General features: G+C 64.6%; 18 protein-coding genes and 1 tRNA gene. 10 read left to right on the top strand and 9 right to left on the bottom strand.

Features of this window, described 5'->3' with window-relative positions:
• The first annotated feature begins 1 nt into the window (after position 1).
• A complete protein-coding gene (locus tag AYK61_RS09425; protein WP_121870609.1) occupies positions 2-916 on the top strand; it encodes a MazG family protein in 915 nt (304 codons plus the stop codon).
• A gap of 101 nt (positions 917-1,017) precedes the next feature.
• On the opposite strand, the gene AYK61_RS09420 is transcribed toward AYK61_RS09425, so the two are convergent.
• The 4 genes from AYK61_RS09420 to efeU form a co-directional block, all read right to left on the bottom strand.
• Positions 1,018-1,659 (bottom strand): dihydrofolate reductase family protein, encoded by a 642-nt coding sequence (locus AYK61_RS09420; protein ID WP_121870608.1) that lies wholly within the window; start codon positions 1,657-1,659, stop codon positions 1,018-1,020.
• Between the two features lie 202 nt (positions 1,660-1,861).
• The gene (efeB, locus tag AYK61_RS09415) at positions 1,862-3,109 is read right to left on the bottom strand and encodes an iron uptake transporter deferrochelatase/peroxidase subunit (RefSeq protein WP_121870607.1); all 1,248 of its coding nucleotides are present in this window, start codon (positions 3,107-3,109) and stop codon (positions 1,862-1,864) included.
• On the bottom strand, positions 3,090-4,229 hold the full coding sequence (efeO, locus tag AYK61_RS09410; protein WP_121870606.1) for an iron uptake system protein EfeO: 1,140 nt from the start codon (positions 4,227-4,229) through the stop codon (positions 3,090-3,092). Before efeO ends, efeB begins: the two co-directional genes overlap by 20 nt.
• A gap of 14 nt (positions 4,230-4,243) precedes the next feature.
• Positions 4,244-5,077: an iron uptake transporter permease EfeU gene (efeU, locus tag AYK61_RS09405; RefSeq protein ID WP_121872609.1), complete on the bottom strand. Its 834-nt coding sequence runs from the start codon at positions 5,075-5,077 to the stop codon at positions 4,244-4,246.
• A 228-nt stretch (positions 5,078-5,305) separates the two neighbouring features.
• On the opposite strand from efeU, the gene AYK61_RS09400 reads away from it, so the two are divergent.
• From AYK61_RS09400 to AYK61_RS09375, 6 genes are all read left to right on the top strand, one after another.
• Complete coding sequence (locus AYK61_RS09400) at positions 5,306-6,028, top strand: lytic transglycosylase domain-containing protein (protein WP_121872608.1); 723 nt, start codon at positions 5,306-5,308, stop codon at positions 6,026-6,028.
• An 88-nt stretch (positions 6,029-6,116) separates the two neighbouring features.
• Entirely contained in the window at positions 6,117-7,403 is a 1,287-nt protein-coding gene (gene eno / locus AYK61_RS09395; RefSeq protein WP_037192069.1) for a phosphopyruvate hydratase, read from the top strand.
• 192 nt (positions 7,404-7,595) lie between these two features.
• The gene (locus AYK61_RS09390) at positions 7,596-8,150 is read left to right on the top strand and encodes a septum formation initiator family protein (protein WP_259467990.1); all 555 of its coding nucleotides are present in this window, start codon (positions 7,596-7,598) and stop codon (positions 8,148-8,150) included.
• Positions 8,147-8,677, top strand: coding sequence for a DUF501 domain-containing protein (locus AYK61_RS09385; protein ID WP_032377244.1), 531 nt, complete (start codon positions 8,147-8,149; stop codon positions 8,675-8,677). Before AYK61_RS09390 ends, AYK61_RS09385 begins: the two co-directional genes overlap by 4 nt.
• Positions 8,674-9,618 (top strand): Ppx/GppA phosphatase family protein, encoded by a 945-nt coding sequence (locus AYK61_RS09380; RefSeq protein ID WP_121870605.1) that lies wholly within the window; start codon positions 8,674-8,676, stop codon positions 9,616-9,618. Before AYK61_RS09385 ends, AYK61_RS09380 begins: the two co-directional genes overlap by 4 nt.
• A gap of 8 nt (positions 9,619-9,626) precedes the next feature.
• Positions 9,627-9,703, top strand: a tRNA-Leu gene (locus AYK61_RS09375).
• Between the two features lie 233 nt (positions 9,704-9,936).
• On the opposite strand, the gene AYK61_RS09370 is transcribed toward AYK61_RS09375, so the two are convergent.
• From AYK61_RS09370 to AYK61_RS09355, 4 genes are all read right to left on the bottom strand, one after another.
• Entirely contained in the window at positions 9,937-10,125 is a 189-nt protein-coding gene (locus AYK61_RS09370; RefSeq protein ID WP_121870604.1) for a hypothetical protein, read from the bottom strand.
• Positions 10,122-10,916: a DUF2510 domain-containing protein gene (locus tag AYK61_RS09365; RefSeq protein ID WP_121870603.1), complete on the bottom strand. Its 795-nt coding sequence runs from the start codon at positions 10,914-10,916 to the stop codon at positions 10,122-10,124. The genes AYK61_RS09370 and AYK61_RS09365 overlap by 4 nt, the downstream gene beginning before the upstream one ends.
• Before the next feature lie 126 nt (positions 10,917-11,042).
• A complete protein-coding gene (locus tag AYK61_RS09360) occupies positions 11,043-12,224 on the bottom strand; it encodes a lipase family protein (RefSeq protein WP_121870602.1) in 1,182 nt (393 codons plus the stop codon).
• A gap of 371 nt (positions 12,225-12,595) precedes the next feature.
• Positions 12,596-13,225 carry a TetR/AcrR family transcriptional regulator gene (locus tag AYK61_RS09355; protein WP_121870601.1) on the bottom strand — a complete coding sequence of 210 codons (630 nt, stop codon included), beginning with the start codon at positions 13,223-13,225 and terminating at the stop codon, positions 12,596-12,598.
• Positions 13,226-13,261: 36 nt separating this feature from the next.
• On the opposite strand from AYK61_RS09355, the gene AYK61_RS09350 reads away from it, so the two are divergent.
• The gene (locus AYK61_RS09350) at positions 13,262-14,062 is read left to right on the top strand and encodes an alpha/beta fold hydrolase (protein ID WP_121870600.1); all 801 of its coding nucleotides are present in this window, start codon (positions 13,262-13,264) and stop codon (positions 14,060-14,062) included.
• Between the two features lie 496 nt (positions 14,063-14,558).
• Here the strand turns inward: AYK61_RS09350 and AYK61_RS09345 are convergent, their stop codons facing one another.
• On the bottom strand, positions 14,559-15,359 hold the full coding sequence (locus tag AYK61_RS09345; protein WP_259467989.1) for an alpha/beta fold hydrolase: 801 nt from the start codon (positions 15,357-15,359) through the stop codon (positions 14,559-14,561).
• 361 nt (positions 15,360-15,720) lie between these two features.
• On the opposite strand from AYK61_RS09345, the gene AYK61_RS09340 reads away from it, so the two are divergent.
• A complete protein-coding gene (locus AYK61_RS09340) occupies positions 15,721-16,959 on the top strand; it encodes a peptide synthetase (protein WP_147458305.1) in 1,239 nt (412 codons plus the stop codon).
• Positions 16,960-17,195: 236 nt separating this feature from the next.
• The gene (locus tag AYK61_RS09335) at positions 17,196-18,548 is read left to right on the top strand and encodes an FAD-binding oxidoreductase (RefSeq protein ID WP_121870598.1); all 1,353 of its coding nucleotides are present in this window, start codon (positions 17,196-17,198) and stop codon (positions 18,546-18,548) included.
• The last annotated feature ends 230 nt before the right edge of the window (positions 18,549-18,778 follow it).

Here is an 18,778-nt window from a genome sequence, read left to right as displayed (position 1 = left end):
GGTGACGGTAGTTCTGCTCGACCCTGTTCGACCCACACAAGTGCCGGTGGATGCTGTCGAATTTCTCGGCGGTGCAGTGCAATTCACCGAAGAAGTGCCGGTGCGAGTGCGGTGGCTGTTCTCGGGAACCGCTGCGCCCGACGCCGTCGACGCGGTGCTGGTGAGCACCGATCCCGCCAACCCCGACGTCCAGGAACGGATTGCACGCGGAGAACGGGTCATCGCCGCCGAGAAGCTGCCCGGTGACGACCTCATCGCGGCGGTCCGGCTCATGGATCGGCTGCGCACCCTCGGCGGATGGGAAGCGCAGCAGACTCACGAGTCGTTGCGGGGCTACCTGCTGGAAGAAACGTACGAGCTGCTCGACGCCATCGCCGCGGGCAACCTGGTGGACTTGCGCGAAGAACTCGGAGACCTGTTGCTGCAGGTGCTGTTCCATTCCAGAATCGCTCAGGATGCCGCCGAGAACGCGTTCGATGTCGACGACGTCGCCGCAGGACTGGTCGCCAAGCTCACCCACCGCAGCCCACACCTCGGTCGAACGGGCAACGGTCCCGTCGACATCGCGGAACAAGAGCGAGCCTGGGAAGAGAAGAAGGCATCGGAGAAGGCACGCGGATCCTGCGTCGACGGAATTGCCCTGTCTCAGCCGTCGCTTGCGCTGGCGCAGAAGGTGATCGGACGGGCCACCAAGGCAGGCCTGCCCGACGAGCTGATTCCCGACGGCCTCCGCGTCGTACACATCGGAGTCGATCACGCGCACGGTGGAGACAGTGCCGAGGACCTGCTGAGGCGTCGGGTACTGGATTTCGCGTCCCTGATCCGCAACGCCGAGGCGTCCGCCCGCAATGCGGGCATCGCACCGGGGGAGATGTCTGCCCTCGACTGGATCGAGCACTGGGGTCTGCGGGGCTGAGGGCTCGCCCCCGCCCCGCCTGGCGTCCCTCGTCCCTCGGTTGGGATCAATGTGAGTTTCAGTCGCTCAGAATGCAACAAAGCCGCATTGATCCGGACCGGTTACCTGCGCCAGAACAGGTGATGAGTGACGCCGCTGCTGCTGGGGACGACCTCGTGCGCGAATCTGTCGTTCAGCTCGTCGGGGGAGTCCCACAGCTCGAGGCCCGAGCCGAATTCGATGGGCGCGACGGCGATGTGCATGGTGTCGACGAGATCGGCGTCGAGAAACTCCCGAATGCTGGTGACGCCACCGCCGAGTCGCACGTCCTTACCGTCGGCCGCCTCCTTTGCCTGCTTCAGTACCTCGGCAGGCTCGGCGTCGACGAAGTGAAACGTGGTGTCGGACAGCGTGATGGACGGCCGCTCGTGGTGGGTGAGCACGAAGACAGGGGTGTGGAACGGCGGCTCGTCACCCCACCAGCCCTGCCATTCGTGGTCGGCCCACGGTCCGCGTTGAGGTCCGAACTTGTTTCGGCCCATGATCTCGGCACCGATGTTGTTGCTGAAGTCGCGGGCGAAGTAGTCGTCCAGACCACGGCTGCCGCCGGGATCGGTGCGGTTCGGCCAGCTTGCGGTGGCCGCACACCACTCCATCAGACTTGCATGGTCGAGACCGAACGGACTCTCGAAACTTTGGTCTGGCCCCGCAGCGATGCCATCGCGCGAGATGGTGAAATTCTGTACCCGAACCAGCTGTCCCATGTGTGCTCCCGAAGTCGATGACGAAGACGTACGACGTATGGACCGAACCAACCGTACGAACTCACCGCCCGACCGCGTCAATAGACCCTTGCAGCGGTCAGACGTATGCAGTGCGCCATCGACGCAGACCGGGGTCGTGCGTGAATGAACCCTTGCAGCGGTCAGACGTATGCAGTGAACCATTGACGCGGACGGGGGCGGTCTACTCGAACAGCGTCGAACCCCAGTATTCCGACTCTCCGACGCCGGGTGGGCAGGCGAATACCGCGGATCCCACGTGTTGGATGTATTCGTTCAATGCGTCCTTGCGGGAGAGTGCCAGTTGCATCGGGACGAATTGGGTCAGCGGGTCGCGGCAGTAGGCGATGAAGAACAGCCCGGCGTCGAGGTGGCCGAAGCCGTCGGATCCGTCGGTGAAGTTGTATCCCCGACGCAGGAGTTGGACGCCGCCGAGGTTCTCCTTCGATGCCAGGCGCACGTGGGCGGCTTTGTCGATGAAGTTGCCCTCGGGGCCCTGGGACTCGAAGTCGAGTGCGTCGAATTCGTCCTTCTGGCCCAGCGGCGCACCGGTTCCCTTGCTGCGCCCGATCACTCGCTCTTGTTCCTTCAGCGTGGTGCGGTCCCAGGATTCGATGAGCATTCGGATTCGACGCGCCACGAGGTAGGAGCCGCCCGCCATCCATTCCTGATCGTCATCGGCGGAGACCCACACGTTGTCGTTCAGCAGGGTCGGGTCCTCGGCTTTGAGGTTGGCCGTTCCGTCCTTGAATCCGAACAGGTTTCGTGGGGTGGCCTGGGTGGTCGAGGTGGACGAGGTGCGACCGAAGCCGAGTTGCGACCATTTGACCGACACTGTGCCGAAGCCGACGCGGGCGAGGTTGCGGATGGCGTGGACAGCAACCTGGGGGTCGTCGGCGCAGGCCTGGATGCACAGGTCTCCGCCCGAGCGTGCGGGGTCGAGGTTGTCGGCCGGAAAATGCTGCAGATCGGCAAGAGACGCAGGCCTTTTCGATGCCAGGTCGAAGCGATCGAACATGCTCGGACCGAACCCGATGGTCAACGTCAGCGACGACGCCGTCAGACCGAGCGCTTCGCCGGTATCGGTGGGCGGGTTGTACTGGCCACCGTCGACCGCGCCGCCGTCGAACGTCTCCTCGCCCTTGGTGAGGCGTTCGGCCATCAGCGTCCACTTCTTCAGCAGCGCAACGAATTCGTCACGAGAATCGGTGGTGATGTCGAAGGCGACGAAGTGCATGCGATCTTGCGCGGGGGTGACGATTCCGGCCTGGTGGTCTCCGCGAAAGTCGACCACATCCGACGGCACCTCGGCACCCGACGCCGTCGCATGTCCGGCGAGGGCCCCGACTCCGACGAGCGCAGCACCGGTCCCGACGGCTCCGAAGAGGCGCCGACGGGAGAACTGCCCGGTCTTATTGTCCTGCAACGACACCCTGCACCTGGCTCACTTCGGCGGACAATGCGTCGATCTTGTTGGACAGTTCCTGGCGCTGCGGTTCGGTCACGGTGTCGTAGAAGACGAAGCCGTCGCCGCTGCGGTACTTGGCGAGCTCGGCGTCCAGCTCGGCGAAGCGCGCGTCGATGGCAGTGCCCAGATCGGCGTTGCGCTCGTCGAGGATCGGACGGACGGCGGCAATGGCGGCCTGCGAGCCGTCGACGTTGGCCTGGAAGTCCCACAGGTCGGTGTGCGAGAAGAAGTCCTCTTCGCCGCTGATCTTGGTCTTGGCGACCTCGTCGAGCAATCCCTGTGCGCCGCCGGCCACCTGGATTGGGTCGATGGTGAAGTCGTCGGCCTTGATCTTGTCTGCGAGCTCGGTGATGTCGGCCTCGAGCTGATCGGCCATCGCATTCGTGTCGGGCTGCAGGCCCTGCGTCCACAGGTCCTTCTCGATGCGGTGGAAGCCGGTCCATTCGGCTCCGGGCTCCACGTCGGGCTCACGCAGGTCGATGCGTGGGTCGAGGTCGTCGGGGAAGCTCTCGGCGACGGGCTCGATGCGCTCGTAATAGCTACGCGCAATGGGGAATTGAGCCTTGGCCGCGTCGACGTCTCCGCTCTTGACGGCGGCGACGAACGAGGCCGTGGTGTCCTGCAGTGCGTCGATCTGACTGACGACGTAGCGCTTGTAACCGGATGCGGCCTCGGCGAGGAGTCCGTCCTCGTCCGCGGTGCGCACCGAGTCTCCGGTGACGACGTAATCGGCGCGGATGCCGTCGCCCACCATGCCTGCCTTGCAGGCGGTTTGGTACGTGCCGGGATCGGGCAGGGCGACGATGAGCTGACGCGTCAGCCCGGGTCCGATGTTCTCCACCTCACCCATGACGCGGTCGCCTTCGCCGTAGACGTAGAACTCGGTGACCTTGCTGCCGTTGTTGGTGATCTGGAATGTCGAGTTGCCGGTGGTGCCCTCGGATGCGTCGACGTCGCAGGAGGAGTCGGTTGCTGTGACGGTGATATCGCCCGACGCGGCTTCGGTGGAGGACTTCTCGGTGCATCCGGCCATAGCCATCGGCAGAACCGCGACGGCGGCCAGAGCGTAGGTGGTACGACGCATGGTGGTGGTGCCTTTCAGGAGGATTGCAGAGCTGGTTCGTCAGTCGCGGGAACGCGGACCGGGCGGAGGAAGAGGTAGAGGACGACCACGATGTAGAGCACCCACGCGATCGCTTGGAGCACAGTGGGTTCGGGCCGGAAATTGAAGATGCCGGCGAGCACGGTGCCGTACCAGCTCGAGGCGTCGAAGTGTGCGGTGATGTCGAAGGCGACGGCACTGCCGCCGGGCAGGATGCCGCCGATCTGCAGTGCCCGAATGCCGTAGGCGAGGATTCCGGCGGCGACCACGATGAGGAATACGCCGGTGTACTTGAAGAACACGGCGAAGTTGATGCGGACGGCGCCGAAGTACAGGAACACCGTCAGCACGGCGGCGGCGACGATGCCGAGCAGGAGTCCGAGCAGTGGCCACAGGCTGCCGTTGGTGTTCTCTGCGTAGCCGACCATGAGCAGTGCCGTTTCGACGCCTTCGCGGCCGACGGCGAAGAACGCCAGAGCCAATACCGCTGCGGGGCCGACCGTCAGCGCCTTCTCCATGTTCGCTCGCAGTTCTCCGGAGATGTTCTTCGCGGCGGTGCGCATCCACAGCACCATCGCGGTCACGATGACGACGGCCACGAGCGATGCTGCTCCGGCGATGATCTCGGCGGTCAGTCCGGTGACGGTGGAGGTGCCGTAATGGATCACGAAGAAGATGGCGGCGACCATGGCGACGGCCAGGCCGACTCCGAGCCAGACCCACTTGAGCGCGTCGCGTCGATCGGCTTTCACGAGGAACGCGACAAGGATCATCACGACGATGCCGGTCTCGAGCCCTTCGCGCAGGCCGATCAGGCCACTGCCGAACATCTGGGTGGCGATCGACGGCGCTGAACCGGCGGCGAGAACGACTGTGGACACGGGTGGTGCTCCTGTGGTGCGTCGAACATTGGTACGCCTGCCCTCGCAAAGGGTAGGCGACCCTCATGCGTGAAGGCTGACCAAAACATACACCCTGCAACCCGGCCCGAATACGCGTTGACCAGGGGTTATCTCGGTCTTTAGCTTTCTATTACCTTGCGTGTGCAGGATGGAGTGGTGATCTCCCGTATCTGCGTGCTCGCCACAGCGTCGGTCCTTCTCGCGTTGACGGCGTGCGGTACCGGCGAACCGAAGCGCGAGATTCCCGAGGGCATCCCGCCCGGGCCCGGCACCGAAGTGCCTGCCATCGACTTCAATGCGCCCGGACGGACAGCCGACCTGTTGCTCGCCTGGGCCGAACCGCAGACCGACGCGCTGGGCATCTCGGTGACCGCCCTTGCGTCGTACGGGCACGCTGCGGCGATCATGACCGAGACGGATGTCGACTGCGGAATCGCATGGACGACGCTCGCCGGCATCGGATACATCGAGAGTCGGCACGGCACCTACCAGGGTTCGTCGGTGGCACCCGACGGTCTCGTTGCGCCGCCGATCCGCGGAATCCCACTCGACGGCGGACCGGGCGTCGCCGAGATTCCCGATACCGACGGCGGTGTCATGGACGGGGATACCGAGTTCGATCGGGCGATGGGCCCCATGCAGTTCATTCCCGAGACGTGGAAGAAATGGGGCGTCGACGCCAACGGCGATGGCGTCGCCGATCCCGACAACATCGACGACGCGGCGCTCACCGCGGCGCGATATCTGTGCGCGCGCGGCGGTGATCTGAGGACCGCGCAGGGCTGGGAGACGGCGTTGATGGCCTACAACCTGTCGGGTCAGTATCTGCGGGATGTGCGCGATCGTGCGGCCGCGTACTCGGTGGGCGCCAGGCCGTAGGACCTCCATGCATCGCGGGCAGGACAGGGGAGCGGCTAGTCTTGCACCCGGCACAGTCCGTCGGTACCCGTTTATAGGAGAAGCATTCGTGGCCATCATTGAGCAGGTCGGAGCGCGCGAAATCCTCGATTCTCGTGGCAACCCCACGATCGAGGTCGAGGTCGCATTGGACGACGGGACGCTGAGTCGCGCCGCCGTTCCCTCCGGTGCATCCACCGGTGAGCACGAGGCCGTCGAGCTTCGTGACGGCGGAGACCGCTACGGCGGCAAGGGTGTCGAGAAGGCCGTCAATGCTGTGCTGGACGAGATCGCGCCTGCCGTCATCGGTCTGGACGCCATCGAGCAGCGCACCGTCGACCAGGCCCTGCTGGATCTGGACGGCACTCCGGACAAGTCTCGCCTCGGCGCGAACGCCCTGCTCGGTGTCTCGCTTGCCGTCGCCAAGTCCGCTGCCGAGTCCACCGGACTCGAACTCTTCCGTTACCTCGGTGGCCCCAACGCACACATCCTCCCCGTTCCGATGATGAACATCATCAACGGTGGCGCGCACGCCGACAGTGGCGTCGACGTGCAGGAATTCATGATCGCCCCCATCGGCGCACCCACGTTCAAGGAATCGCTGCGCTGGGGTGCGGAGGTCTACCACGCACTCAAGTCCGTGCTCAAGGCCAAGGGCCTGGGCACCGGCCTCGGCGACGAAGGCGGCTTCGCTCCTGACCTCGCCGGCACCAAGGCTGCCCTCGATCTCATCCTCGAGGCCATCGGCAAGACCGGCCTCAAGCCGGGACAGGACGTCGCGCTCGCTCTCGACGTTGCGGCCACCGAGTTCTACACCGCAGGCACCGGCTACGCCTTCGAGCGTGAGACCAAGTCCGCCGAGCAGATGTCGGCGTTCTACGGCGAGCTCGTCGACGCCTACCCGCTGGTCTCCATCGAGGATCCGCTCGACGAGAACGACTGGGACGGCTGGGTCGCGCTCACCGAGGCCATCGGCGACAAGGTGCAGATCGTCGGCGACGACCTGTTCGTCACCAACCCCGAGCGTCTCGAAGACGGCATCGTCAAGGGTGCGGCCAACGCGCTACTGGTCAAGGTCAACCAGATCGGCACGCTCACCGAGACCCTCGACGCCGTGGATCTGGCGCACCGCAACGGATACAAGACGATGATGAGCCACCGGTCCGGCGAGACCGAGGACACCACCATCGCTGACCTGGCAGTTGCCGTCGGCAGCGGCCAGATCAAGACCGGTGCTCCGGCTCGAAGCGAGCGCGTGGCCAAGTACAACCAGTTGCTGCGTATCGAAGAAGCTCTCGGCGACGCGGCGCGTTACGCCGGCGAGTTGTCTTTCCCCCGGTTCAATTACGAGGGATAGCGAACAGGCTCGTATGACACGAAGTGGAGAGTGATGATGGCACGGCGCGGCAGGTCCGGGACCAGTCCAGGTGGACGTGATCCCCGACCCCGTGGCCGTTCCTCCTCTTCCAGTCGGTCCAAGGCCGGGGGCGTCTCTCGCGACGAGAACGCCTCCGGCCGGCAGGCCACCCCACCGGAACCTTCCGAGCAGGTGCGCGACGCGGTGGTCGGCGGCAAGGCTGCGCCGCGGCGCGTCGGTGTTCGTCGTCCCAAGATGCCCGAGCGGACGTTCTTCGGACTGTCCACCGGTCGAGCCGTCGTCCTCGGTGTCGTGGTGTGTGCGCTGGCGTTGACGCTGGCGGTGCCGCTGCGCACCTACTTTTCGCAACGCAGTGAGCTCGAGTCCGTGCTGGCCGAACGGCAGGCGCTGGAGGACGACGTAAGCCGCCTGCAGGTTCAGAAGTCTCAACTCGACGAGCCGTCCCGCATTGCGGCCGACGCTCGCGAACGACTGCGTTTCGTCATGCCGGGGGAGACGCCGTATCAGGTGCAGCTGCCCGGCGACTACTCGCCGAGCTCCGAGGACCTCGCGGTGGACACCACTCCGACGGGACCGTGGTTCACCGAACTGTGGAACACCGCGGTCCAGCCGCAGGGCTCGGATGAGCCTCCGGAGCCGACGTCCGCACCGATGCCTCTCGTACAGCCAGAACCCGCACCGGCCCCGCCGCCGGTGCCAGCACCAGAAGGAGGACCCGTCGGGTGAATTCCTCGGCAGTCTCGCAGGAAGATCTCGATGCGGTCGCATCGCAGCTCGGACGTGAACCGCGTGGCGTACTCGAGATCGCGTACCGATCTCCGGACGGCAGGCCGGGTGTGGTGAAAACCGCCCCGAAGCTGCCCGACGGCACGCCTTTTCCCACCCTGTTCTATCTGACGGATCCGCGGCTGACGGCCGAGGCCAGTCGCCAGGAATCGGCCGGGGTGATGCGGGAGATGACCGAACGTCTCGGTACCGACCCCGAATTGGCCGCTGCATACCTGCGCGCCCATCAGTCCTATCTGGCCGAGCGCGACGAGATCGAATCTCTCGGAACGGATTTCACCGGCGGCGGCATGCCCGATCGTGTCAAGTGCTTACACGTGTTGATCGCGCATTCGTTGGCCAAGGGACCGGGCGTCAACCCGCTGGGTGACGAGTCGGTTGCGTTGGCAGCCGAGAACTCGTTGCGCGGCAAGGCAATTCCGGCCGATTGGCCGACCATCGAAGAACTACGTGCGGAGAAACAATGACCAGGGTTGCAGCAATAGATTGCGGCACCAACTCGATCCGCCTGCTCGTCGCCGACAACAACGGCAAGTCCCTCGCAGACGTCGCTCGCGAGATGCGAGTGGTGCGGCTCGGGCAAGGCGTCGACGCAACCGGAGCTTTCGTGCCCGAGGCGATCGAGCGCACCCGGGTGGCATTGGTGGAGTACGCGGAGATCATTCGCAAGACCGGGGCCACTGCGGTGCGGATGGTCGCCACCTCGGCCACCCGGGATGCGTCCAATCGAGAGGACTTCTTCTCGATGGTGCGCGAGGTACTCGGTAAAGTCATCCCCGGTGCCGAGGCCGAAGTGATCACCGGCGACGAAGAGGCCCGGTTGTCCTTCGCCGGTGCCGTGGGTGAACTCGACGCTGCCGCAGGGCCTTTCGTCGTCGTCGATCTCGGCGGAGGCTCCACCGAACTCGTACTGGGCGACGCGAAAGGCGTGAAGTCCGCGTTCTCGGCGAACATCGGCTGTGTGCGCCTGACCGAGCGCTTCTTGCACAGCGACCCGCCCACCGCCGACGAAATCAACGGCGCGCGTGAGTATGCCCGCGAGAAGTTGGCCGAGGCATTCGAGGAAGTATCGATCGGCGACGCCTCGAGCTGGGTCGGGGTGGCCGGCACGATGACCACCATCGCGGCTATTGCCAAGGAACTGCCCGAGTACGACGCCGACGAAGTGCACCTCTCGCGTGTGCCGTTCGATCAGCTCTTCGAGGTGTGCGAGCGACTGATCGGAATGACCCACACGCAGCGAAGTGCGTTGGGCCCCATGCACCCCGGACGGGTCGACGTCATCGGCGGCGGAGCAATTGTGTGCAGCGTGCTGGCCGAGGAATTCGAGCGACGCGGTGCCGTAAGCTCTTTGACCGTCAGTGAGCACGACATCCTCGACGGCATCGCGATGTCGATCAAGATATAGGCAGTACGGCCCCTATAGCCCAATTGGCAGAGGCAGCGGACTTAAAATCCGCACAGTGTCGGTTCGAGTCCGACTGGGGGCACCAGAGTCCATATGGATCCAGATTTCTGGACCAGGACAGTGGGTTTCGGGTTGTGCCGTGAGCTTCAGTAGCCTTGCACGTATCTGAGTGGACAACTGGGTGACGCCGAGACCGCATTCGAGGTCCGCAAGCTGTTCGCCCCGATCACGGCACCATCCCCGACGCTCCCGGCACCGACCCGGAGCCGGGCACCGAACCCGCAACGGCCACCAATTCAAGAGCCTGACTCGACCAACCTACCCTGTGACCTCGTCCAGGATCGCTGAGTATTGGGGGATCAACGCCGGGTCTGTCGGATTGCTGCCCCCCTGGGTGAAGCGCATGAAGAGGAGTCCCACTTGGTGGGTGAGGGGGAAGGCGGTCGCCATTCGGGTGGCGGCGACCTCGTCAACGTACTGGTAGACCGAGAAGTCGTCTGTTGTCACGAGTTGGACGCATCCTGAGTCGGCACAGAACCCCGTGTTGGTTCTGGGGTCTCGCGCGGGAGTCCGGCGGCGGTGACGGCATCGACGACGTCTTGAGCGCTCACCGCACTCGTTGGCGCTTGGGCGGTTGGGCACGCAGCGGGCGAAGCGAGCATTTCGAAGTCGGATCCGCCGGGTCGCAACCCGGTCTGTGCGGCGCCCAATGCGTCGAGGGCAAATTTTCCGTTGGCGATTCGTCCGCCGCCTTCGGCATCCATTCCCTGACCGCAGTCGATGGAGACGAACCAGCCGCCTTCCTCTCTTGTGCTGGTGTAGCGAGCGCGCACGTCCATGAACGTCGCTTCGAGTTGCGCTGGGGTGTAGCTGCCCCAGACGTTGAGAGTGATGTAGCCGTCGCGGTCGACGCGTTGCCAGTACTCGGCAACGTCCGGTTGGGCTGCTGGCATGGACGTCGGCCGAGTTGCGGTGCTCGTTGTCGACTGAGGCGTGGTCGTGTTCGTCGCGGCGGCCGTGGGAAAGGACTCGGAAGACTGGGTGGCCGAACGGGTCTCGTCTTCCGCTCCTTGCCAGGCGAAGGTCCCGATGATCCCGCCGACGACGACGATGGCGAGTCCGCCGAGGACGTAACTCCGGCGTTTGTCCAAGGGTGTGGACGGTGTGGGTTCGAGTGTGGGTTGTGGTAGCGGGGCTTGCGGCGGAGGCTGGGTGGCGGAGGTCCATTGACGTCCGTCCCACCACCGGAGCTGTCCGGATTTTTCGGGGTCGGGGTGCCATCCGGCCGGTGTTGTCATGCACGATGTGTACCAGGTCGCGCTGGCGTGCACCTACGCCAGCCAGCGACCTCGCCACGCCGCATGTGTGCACCGCCATGATCGGCGCGATGTTGACCTATCCCGCCGAACTCGGCGGGCGGCGGGCTAGCCCGAACCGTTGACCGCAAATTGCTTTGCGGTCCAACGCAACACGAATGGCAGACCAGTCATGGCACCGATGAAGTGGTCGCCTGCCACGGGCTCGTAGTGCACGTTGGCACCCTTGCTGCGCCACTGCTCGATCAGGGCAGTCACGCCGGTCTCGGGGATGAAGCGGTCGCCGATCATCTTGCTCGCGGAACCGTGGAAGAACGCGACCGGCGCCGACGGCGCGTCGGTGCCTGGACGGTTCGCGGCGATCACCCGCCGCGCGATGTCGGAGTCGAACGGGTCGGGCTCGGACGCCAAGTCCTCGATTCGCATGCGTACCAACCCGCCCAAGGCCAGGGGTAGGACGGACATGTCCTTCACCCAGGACGCCAACAGCAGCGCCTTCGGGCCGAACAGCTCCACCATCTCGGGGTGCTCACGGGCGAGACCCATGGTTGCCGCACCCAGCAGGCCGGCCGCGACGGTGCCGTTCATGGTGTCCAGCAGCATCGAGAAGTCGGTGGGCGTACCACCGGCGACGGCGCCAGCCAACCTCACGTCCGGCGCGTACCTCGGCTGCAGTTGCGCCGTCCACGTGGTGGCGATCGCGCCGCCGCTGTAGCCGTAGGCCACTACTGGGCTGTCGGCGAGCTCCGGGGCGACGACCGTCATCCCGCGGAGTGAGTCCAGGACGGCATGCGCGGCCATCGTGCCTTCGGAGTACGACATCCGCGGGCCTTGGTGATCGGCGACGAGGACGGCGTATCCGCGGGCGAGCCAGAGCGGCATCACCGGCGGGAGGTCGGCGCCGACACCGTGCACGAGCCGGTACGACGGCGTGCTCTTGGCTCCGAGGGAATCGATGGCCACGTTGTGGGCGACGACGGGCCGCGGTCCGCGCCCGGTCCACGGCCGTTTCGGGATCAGCAGCGAGGCGGTGACGCCGGCGGGGAGACCCCGCGCGTCGGTCGATCGAACCATGAACTGATGCAGGGCGGTTCGCGGCCGGGGTACCAGACCGCGGGTCGTGCGCTGCCGGATCACCACACCGGGTGCGAGGTCCTCGATGCTGGGAGGGGTGAGGAAGAAGGCGTCGTTGTCGATCGGGGTCGGAAGGATCGCGGCATGAGGATCGTCCGGTGGCTCCAGGGGCAGTCGTCGAGTCAATACGCGATCGAGCACACCGAACAAAGTCATGATCCCCCGATATTCTTTTCGAGCCGTACCGATCCCCGCGGTCACCGTACCGCGCGAGGCGGTCGGTGAACGCAATAATGGAGACGTCTCCGCGGGCCACCCCGGCGGCCATTGGTTCCCATGTCGAGCAGGTTCTGTGACTGCGTCCTGTCGTCGAGAGCGCCCCGAACGCCTCCAGCCGAGTGATGTCGACAGGGGAGCGGAGGGGTGCGAACCGCGGCCCGGTCCGCGCGGTGATGAGAGGGGCGTAGGGGTCGAACGCGGCGACCGCCTCCGGACTCTGCAGCAGCGCAAGGATGTCGAGCTCGAGCACATCGGTCTCCCTCAGGACCGCCTCACTGTGTTTGCCGCACTTGGCTGGCAGTCTTCCGTCATGCCTTTGCGCGGCTTTCGGTCCTGCAGTACTCGACAATGGAGGATGCGGCCAGCTTGGCAGTCGAGATCAGTGCGTGCCGCGGCACCGCGTTTCGGGATTGGACAGAGAGCCCGTGCCAGACCGCTTGGACATATCCGACGATTGCGTGAGCCGATGTCTCGACTGGTAGTTCCCCCGCGTCGATGGCGTGTTCGATTCGCGTAAGTAGCGTGCGTTCGTTCCCGCGGTGCAGTTCGGAGATGTATTGCGCGGCGTCCAACGTGTCAGCGCTGTCGTTCGTGACCGCACTGCTCACGAAACACCCGGGATGAGTCTCGGACGGGGCGGTGAACTCGAGAACCGAGTCCGTCAGAATCGACTCGATCACCGCAGCGATCGAGTCGAGACCGACTGCACGGGTGTAGATGTCGCGATAGGGGGCGGTGTAAGTGCGGACGGTTTCCTCGAACAATCCCGCCTTGCTGCCGAAGGCTGCGTACAGGCTCGACGTCGATAGGCCGGTTGCATCGGTGAGTGCGCGTGTGGATGTACCGGAAAATCCGTATCGCCAAAATAGCCGCGCAGCACCCAGGAGTACGAGATCGCGGTCGAACGCCGAGGGCCTGCCACGTGACGGTGTTGCCATCTTTGCATTTTAGAGCGATTGCTTCATAATTGCCATATGGAGCGAACGATACAGAAATCGGTGCCCGTGTCCGGCGGTAGCTGGGTCAATGTCGATGTCTACGGGAACCCGGACCTGCCAGGCCTTCTCATCCTCCCCGGGGTGATGAGCGATGCTCAATCTTGGTCCTCGGTGGCGCGATCGGTGAAGGCGTGGCCCTCGGTTTCCGTCGTCAATCGACGAGGCCGACGGCCTTCGGGGCCACTGACCGCTGACTACTCGATCGGCGTCGAGGTAGACGATCTTCTGCGGGTGCTGGGCACGATTCCCGAGCCGGTCAGCATCTTCGGGTGGAGTTACGGCGGACTGATCGCGTTGCTCGCCGCAGACGAACATCCGGTCGAGCACCTCATCGCATACGAACCTGTCATCCCGCCTTTTGCTCGACACGCATTGTCTGACTTGAAAGACGCAGCAGCACAGAGCAATCGGGGGAGGAGTGTCGAAATTGTCAACGTCGACATCTCCGGCTTCTCCGCCGAACACGTCGATGTCCTGCGGGCCGACAAGGGGCAGTGGAAGGCGCTGTGCGAGCTCGCTGAACCGCTGCACGCAGAGTTGAGTGCGCTCGACGCATCGCATCCGCCCGATGTTCTGGCCGGAAAAGTCGAGCGAGTCGACCTGATCATCGGCCAACACAACCGTTCGATCGAACCGTACGGCACATCATTCGATCGGATCAGTAGCCGAATCCCGACCGCGCGCATTCATCAGCTCGACGGCAACGGTCATCTCGCTCACATCGAAGCACCCCTCCAGCTCGGACGGGTCATCGACGCAACCGCGGCGTCGGTATGACGCGTCGATCATTGTGGTCGCAGTTGTTTGAGCCGGAAAGCTCTGCGCTGCTGGTGGTTTCGTCGGAAGAGCTGTCGTTGCGAGAAGTGACGATCACTACACCGCCGATCAACAGCGCCGCACACCACCAGAATCGACGACAGCACGAGGACGACGCCGAACACGCCACCGGTGTAGAGCTACGTATTCGCCGGCTACGAGTGCGAGAAGTCCGACACCGTCAAACGCGCAGGAGCGCAGTCGAACCGAGCATTCCGCCCCGATTGAGACGCGGTCCAGCCGTTGGTCCGTGTGGCTCTGCCCCTGTAGGCCGCGGTTCACGACCGTCCGCTCGGATCGGGTCAGGTGAAGTTCGGTGTCACGAAAGCATTGCAAGTCCGTACGATCGTGCGGGGACCGGAGTTCACATGAATCCAGTGTTGTAAACGAGAACAGCGGGTTCCCGCCTTCTCGATCGCTGCTTCGGATACAGCTCGCGGCAATCAGACGATAGGTGTCAGCTCAGGGCGCTCAGCAGAACGGCATCGAGTTCTCCGGCCGGCAGCATCGGCAACATGTGGTGGCTGCAGCCGGTCAGGACGACGGTGTGTGCGTTCGGGAGAACTTTCCCGACAGCGTCGGCAACGCGAAAACTGTTGTGCACCTTACTCTCGCCGGCAAAGACGATGGTGACGTCCGCGGACAGCGTCGCCCATCGATTCCCTGTGGGGCGGCGTGGAACCACTGGTTTCGCAGACGGGAAGTCGGTGCCTCGCTCGGTGAGATCGAGCCAGTCGGCGTCGAGCGGCGCGTTCTGCGTTTCCCACCGGATCAGAGAACGCATTCGTTCGCGAGTCGGTCGCACCAGAATAGGCACCGCGTGCAGAAGATACGCCAGGCGCATGCCGGCGAAACGCGAAGGGGGATCCAGTAGGACGAGTGTGCCGACTCGCTCCGGCCGTTGCAGCGCGTACTCGAGTGCCACCGTTGCCCCGTACCCATGTCCGACAACCGAGGTCCGCGTGACCTCGAGAGTGCCGAGAACCTGATCGAGCCAGCACATCAGGTCATCGACCGTGCGGATCGGTTTGCGACCGACCACGCTTCGCCCGGGCTCACCCATCGGGTCGATTGCGAAGACCCGCTTGCCCCGGGCCAGGGCCGCGACGTTGGCGAACCAGACGGTCGAGGTCGCTCCGCCGCCAGGCAGCAGTACCACCGGAGGTCCGTCGAGGGATCCGCAGGCGTTGACTCGGGTTGTGCCGTAGTCGGATTCGACGTCGATGGTGTCGATGGGTAGCGGCCACTTCGCCAGCACGCGGTCGTACCCGAAAAGAATTCCTCAGCTGCGGGGCTGTCACCGATCCGACTCACTGAACCTCCCAAGTATCTCGACAATCGAGATATTAGATGATCGTGATAGTTTTGGGCAACACTTCTCGGCCACCTCGAACACGACCACTACTGCTGTGGGCACCGTCGATCATCCCGCTGTGCGGTCGAGGACGTGGCACCGCGAGAGCCGTAGACCCGACCTGGACACACGGGTATGACATATCGGGCATCGATTTGACCATGCCCCAGGGGCGCAGTTTCAAATGTGCTGAGAGGGACCAGCCAGTTGACGACCAATGCGGCAACCCGGCCTGCCCTCGACCGCCGCCGACGAGAGGATTTCGATGAACGCTACTGCCGCGTCAGGCCACGAGCTACGCCCGCTCGGTGCGTTCGAGCGAATCATCGATCTGTACATCCATCGAAACCCGGTGCAGTTCTCGCTCGCTGTCGAGTGCCTCTGCGTACTACGCGAGCGCGAGGTCGACGAGGCACTACGTCGTCTTCAGAAAGCGCATCCGTTGCTTGCGTCAATGATCGACCGGAGTGGATCGAGACCGCTCTTTCGGTTCTCGAACAACGCAATCCCGCTGCGTACAGCGTCCGCATCCACGTGGCACGCGCAGGCGGCCATCGAACAGACGCGGCCGATTCCGCCGTCGCCGGGACCACTTGCGCGAGCGGTACTAGTTCCTGATGCTCCTTCGCCGGGACGTACCACCATCGTGCTTACGTTCTCGCACCAGATTGCAGACGGGCGTGGTGCTCTGGGCGCGGCGCATGATCTCCTTGCGATCCTGGATGGTCACGATATTAGTACGCGTGAGGTGCCGATCTGCCAAGAAGACCTGATGCAGCTGGTCGAACCGGAACCGATTCCTTCGGTCCAGGACGAGGTGCCCGGCAGCGAACACATGGTGCAGACAGCTCCAGCATCGCTACGGCCGTTCGATGAGACTGCTCCGCCTGTCGTGGGACACGCCGAACTCGACGAGGTCAGCGTCGACCGGATCCGACGGAGCGCTCGCTTGCATTCCTGCACTGTGCAATCGATGTTGTGCGCAGCCGCAGCGACGTCCCTGTTCGAGGCCTCGAACAGGGACAGAGTGCGAATCAATGTGCCGATCGATCTGCGCGGCGCAGCCGGACTCGAAGACGATGTAGTCATTCGCTTCACAGCGACCTCCGTCGTTCTCTCCCGTCCGTCACGAACAGCGTTCTGGGAACTCGCCCACGCCGCCACAACTCAGTTGGCGACTGCGCGGACGTTGGAGGCGACACGTAGGTCGGTCTTGGCGCTGGCCGCGCTGAATCCGGTTGATTCCGGGGGAGCCGAGCAGGCCATGCTCGCCGCCACGAACGCGGACATCGAGATCACAAACCTCGGTGTATCCAGCGACATCGGCACTCACGCTTCGGCGCAGGCGATCTGGGGACCGGTGATGAGCACCAAGGTCGAGAACGAGTTGATCCTCGGGGTAGTCACTCACGGTGACAGGTTGCGCATGACCATGACCAGTCAGGGGTCGGTCAGTGGGCTGCTTTCAGGCATGGTTGCCCAACTCACCGCAGCCACATCATGAAAAGCGGGGCGCGAATCTGGCAGCGACCAGGTCGATCGTCACGACTCGAGAACACATAGTGACGGTGGTCCAAGGCGCCACACCCTGCTGTCCGCCATTGTGTAGTCACGTCTTTCGCGCCTCGGCATCGCAGGACCTCACGGCCGTCGGATCGCCGTTCTCGAGTCAGCACACTTTTACAACACTGAAGATGACCGTTCCGGCCGGAGCGGTCATATTCCGAGGAAAGGACCACTGTGGATACCGCACGCGAACCGAATCTCGAAAAATTCGCCCGAGACGCCACCGGCTTCGCCGTACTCACGCCAGAGGACCCGGCCTACGACGGGTCGACTGAAATCTGGAACGGATCCGTCACCGCCCGTCCCCGTGTTCTCGTCAGAGCGACCCGAGCGGAGCACGTGCAGGAGGCCCTGAGGATTGCGGCGCAGAGCAACATGCCCGTCTCGGTGAAGAGCGGGGGGCACGACTGGGCCGGCCGGGCGCTCGCGGCCGGTGGACTGACTGTCGACCTGTCGGCCATGCGTGAGGTGCGGATCGACGTCGACCGCCGGCTGGCGCGACTGGGCGGTGGTGCCCGTCTCGCCGATGTCGTGGATGCGGCCGGTGCCCATGGACTGGCCGCCGCTACCGGTACCTACAGTGACGTGGGGTACACCGGGTGGGCAATCGGAGGCGGCTATGGGCCCCTCAGTGGAATCGTGGGATTGGGCGCGGACAACATCGTCGAGGCGCAACTCGTGACGGCCGAGGGATCGATCGTGACCGCCTCGCAGCAGCAGGATGCCGACCTGCTCTGGGCCATCAGGGGCGGAGGCGGCAACTTCGGTGTCATCACCGAGCTCACCGTGCGCCTGCACCCATTGCCGAAGGTCGCCGTGGGTGCGGTCATGTTCGGGGCGGATCAGATGGAGGCGGCGCTCGCTCGGCTCGACTCGGTGCTGGATGCCGCCCCCGGCGAACTCTCCGTTCAGTCGGCAATCATGGCAGGCGACGACGGGTCGCCGTCGCTCACGCTGTCCCTGACCTGGGCGAGCACCTTCGGCGGCGAGGCCGATCACTGGTTCGGCCGGCTCGCCGGGCTCGGCACCCCTGCCACCCGCTTCGACGTCACGACACCGTCGGAGGCGCTGCATGCTCTCGACGGGCAATTCCCCAACGGACTGCACTACGTCATCCGCACAGCTGATGTGGCGGCGATCTCCCCGGCCGTGGCCGCCGCGCTGACCACTGCGGCGCATTCGTCCTCCACGGGAGCCATCTCGCTACATCGCCTGCATGGAGCGGCCACCCGGGTGGCCGCGCACGACACGCCGTTCGCACTCCGCGACAAGCACTACATGGTCGAGATCATCGGTATCGCCGAGTCCGCCGAAGGGCTCCAGGCGCAGAGAAGCTGGGCCGACTCCGTCCTGGATGATCTGCAACCACACATCCTCCCGGCCGGCTACGTCAATCTGTTGGCGCCCGAAGAGACCGCACGGGCCGCGGCGGCCTACGACGGCAACCTGGAACGTCTCCTCGCGGTGAAGCGACGGCTCGACCCAAACGGCCTCTTTAAGGCCACGCCGTTCCCCCTGCACCGATAGCGGCACCGGGCCCGGCGGTCGTGTGCACTTCGGTCGTCACCTTGTTACCGGCCATTTCGAGCACGCGTCCGAGCGCTGTTGTGGCGGAGTCATGACATTTGTCTCGGCCGATCGGTGACGGTGTAACTGCAATCGGTGTTCGTGTGCACTATCTTCCGGCGTTCATCGCGACGACTCTGACAGTTGTGACAAACCGACGTGACCAAGGATCGAGCGAGGAGGACGTGATG

The organism is Rhodococcus sp. SBT000017 (assembly GCF_003688915.1).
Lineage (GTDB): Bacteria > Actinomycetota > Actinomycetes > Mycobacteriales > Mycobacteriaceae > Rhodococcoides.
The sequence above is the reverse complement of the archived record's forward strand: the minus strand, read 5'-3'. Positions and strand labels throughout refer to the sequence as shown.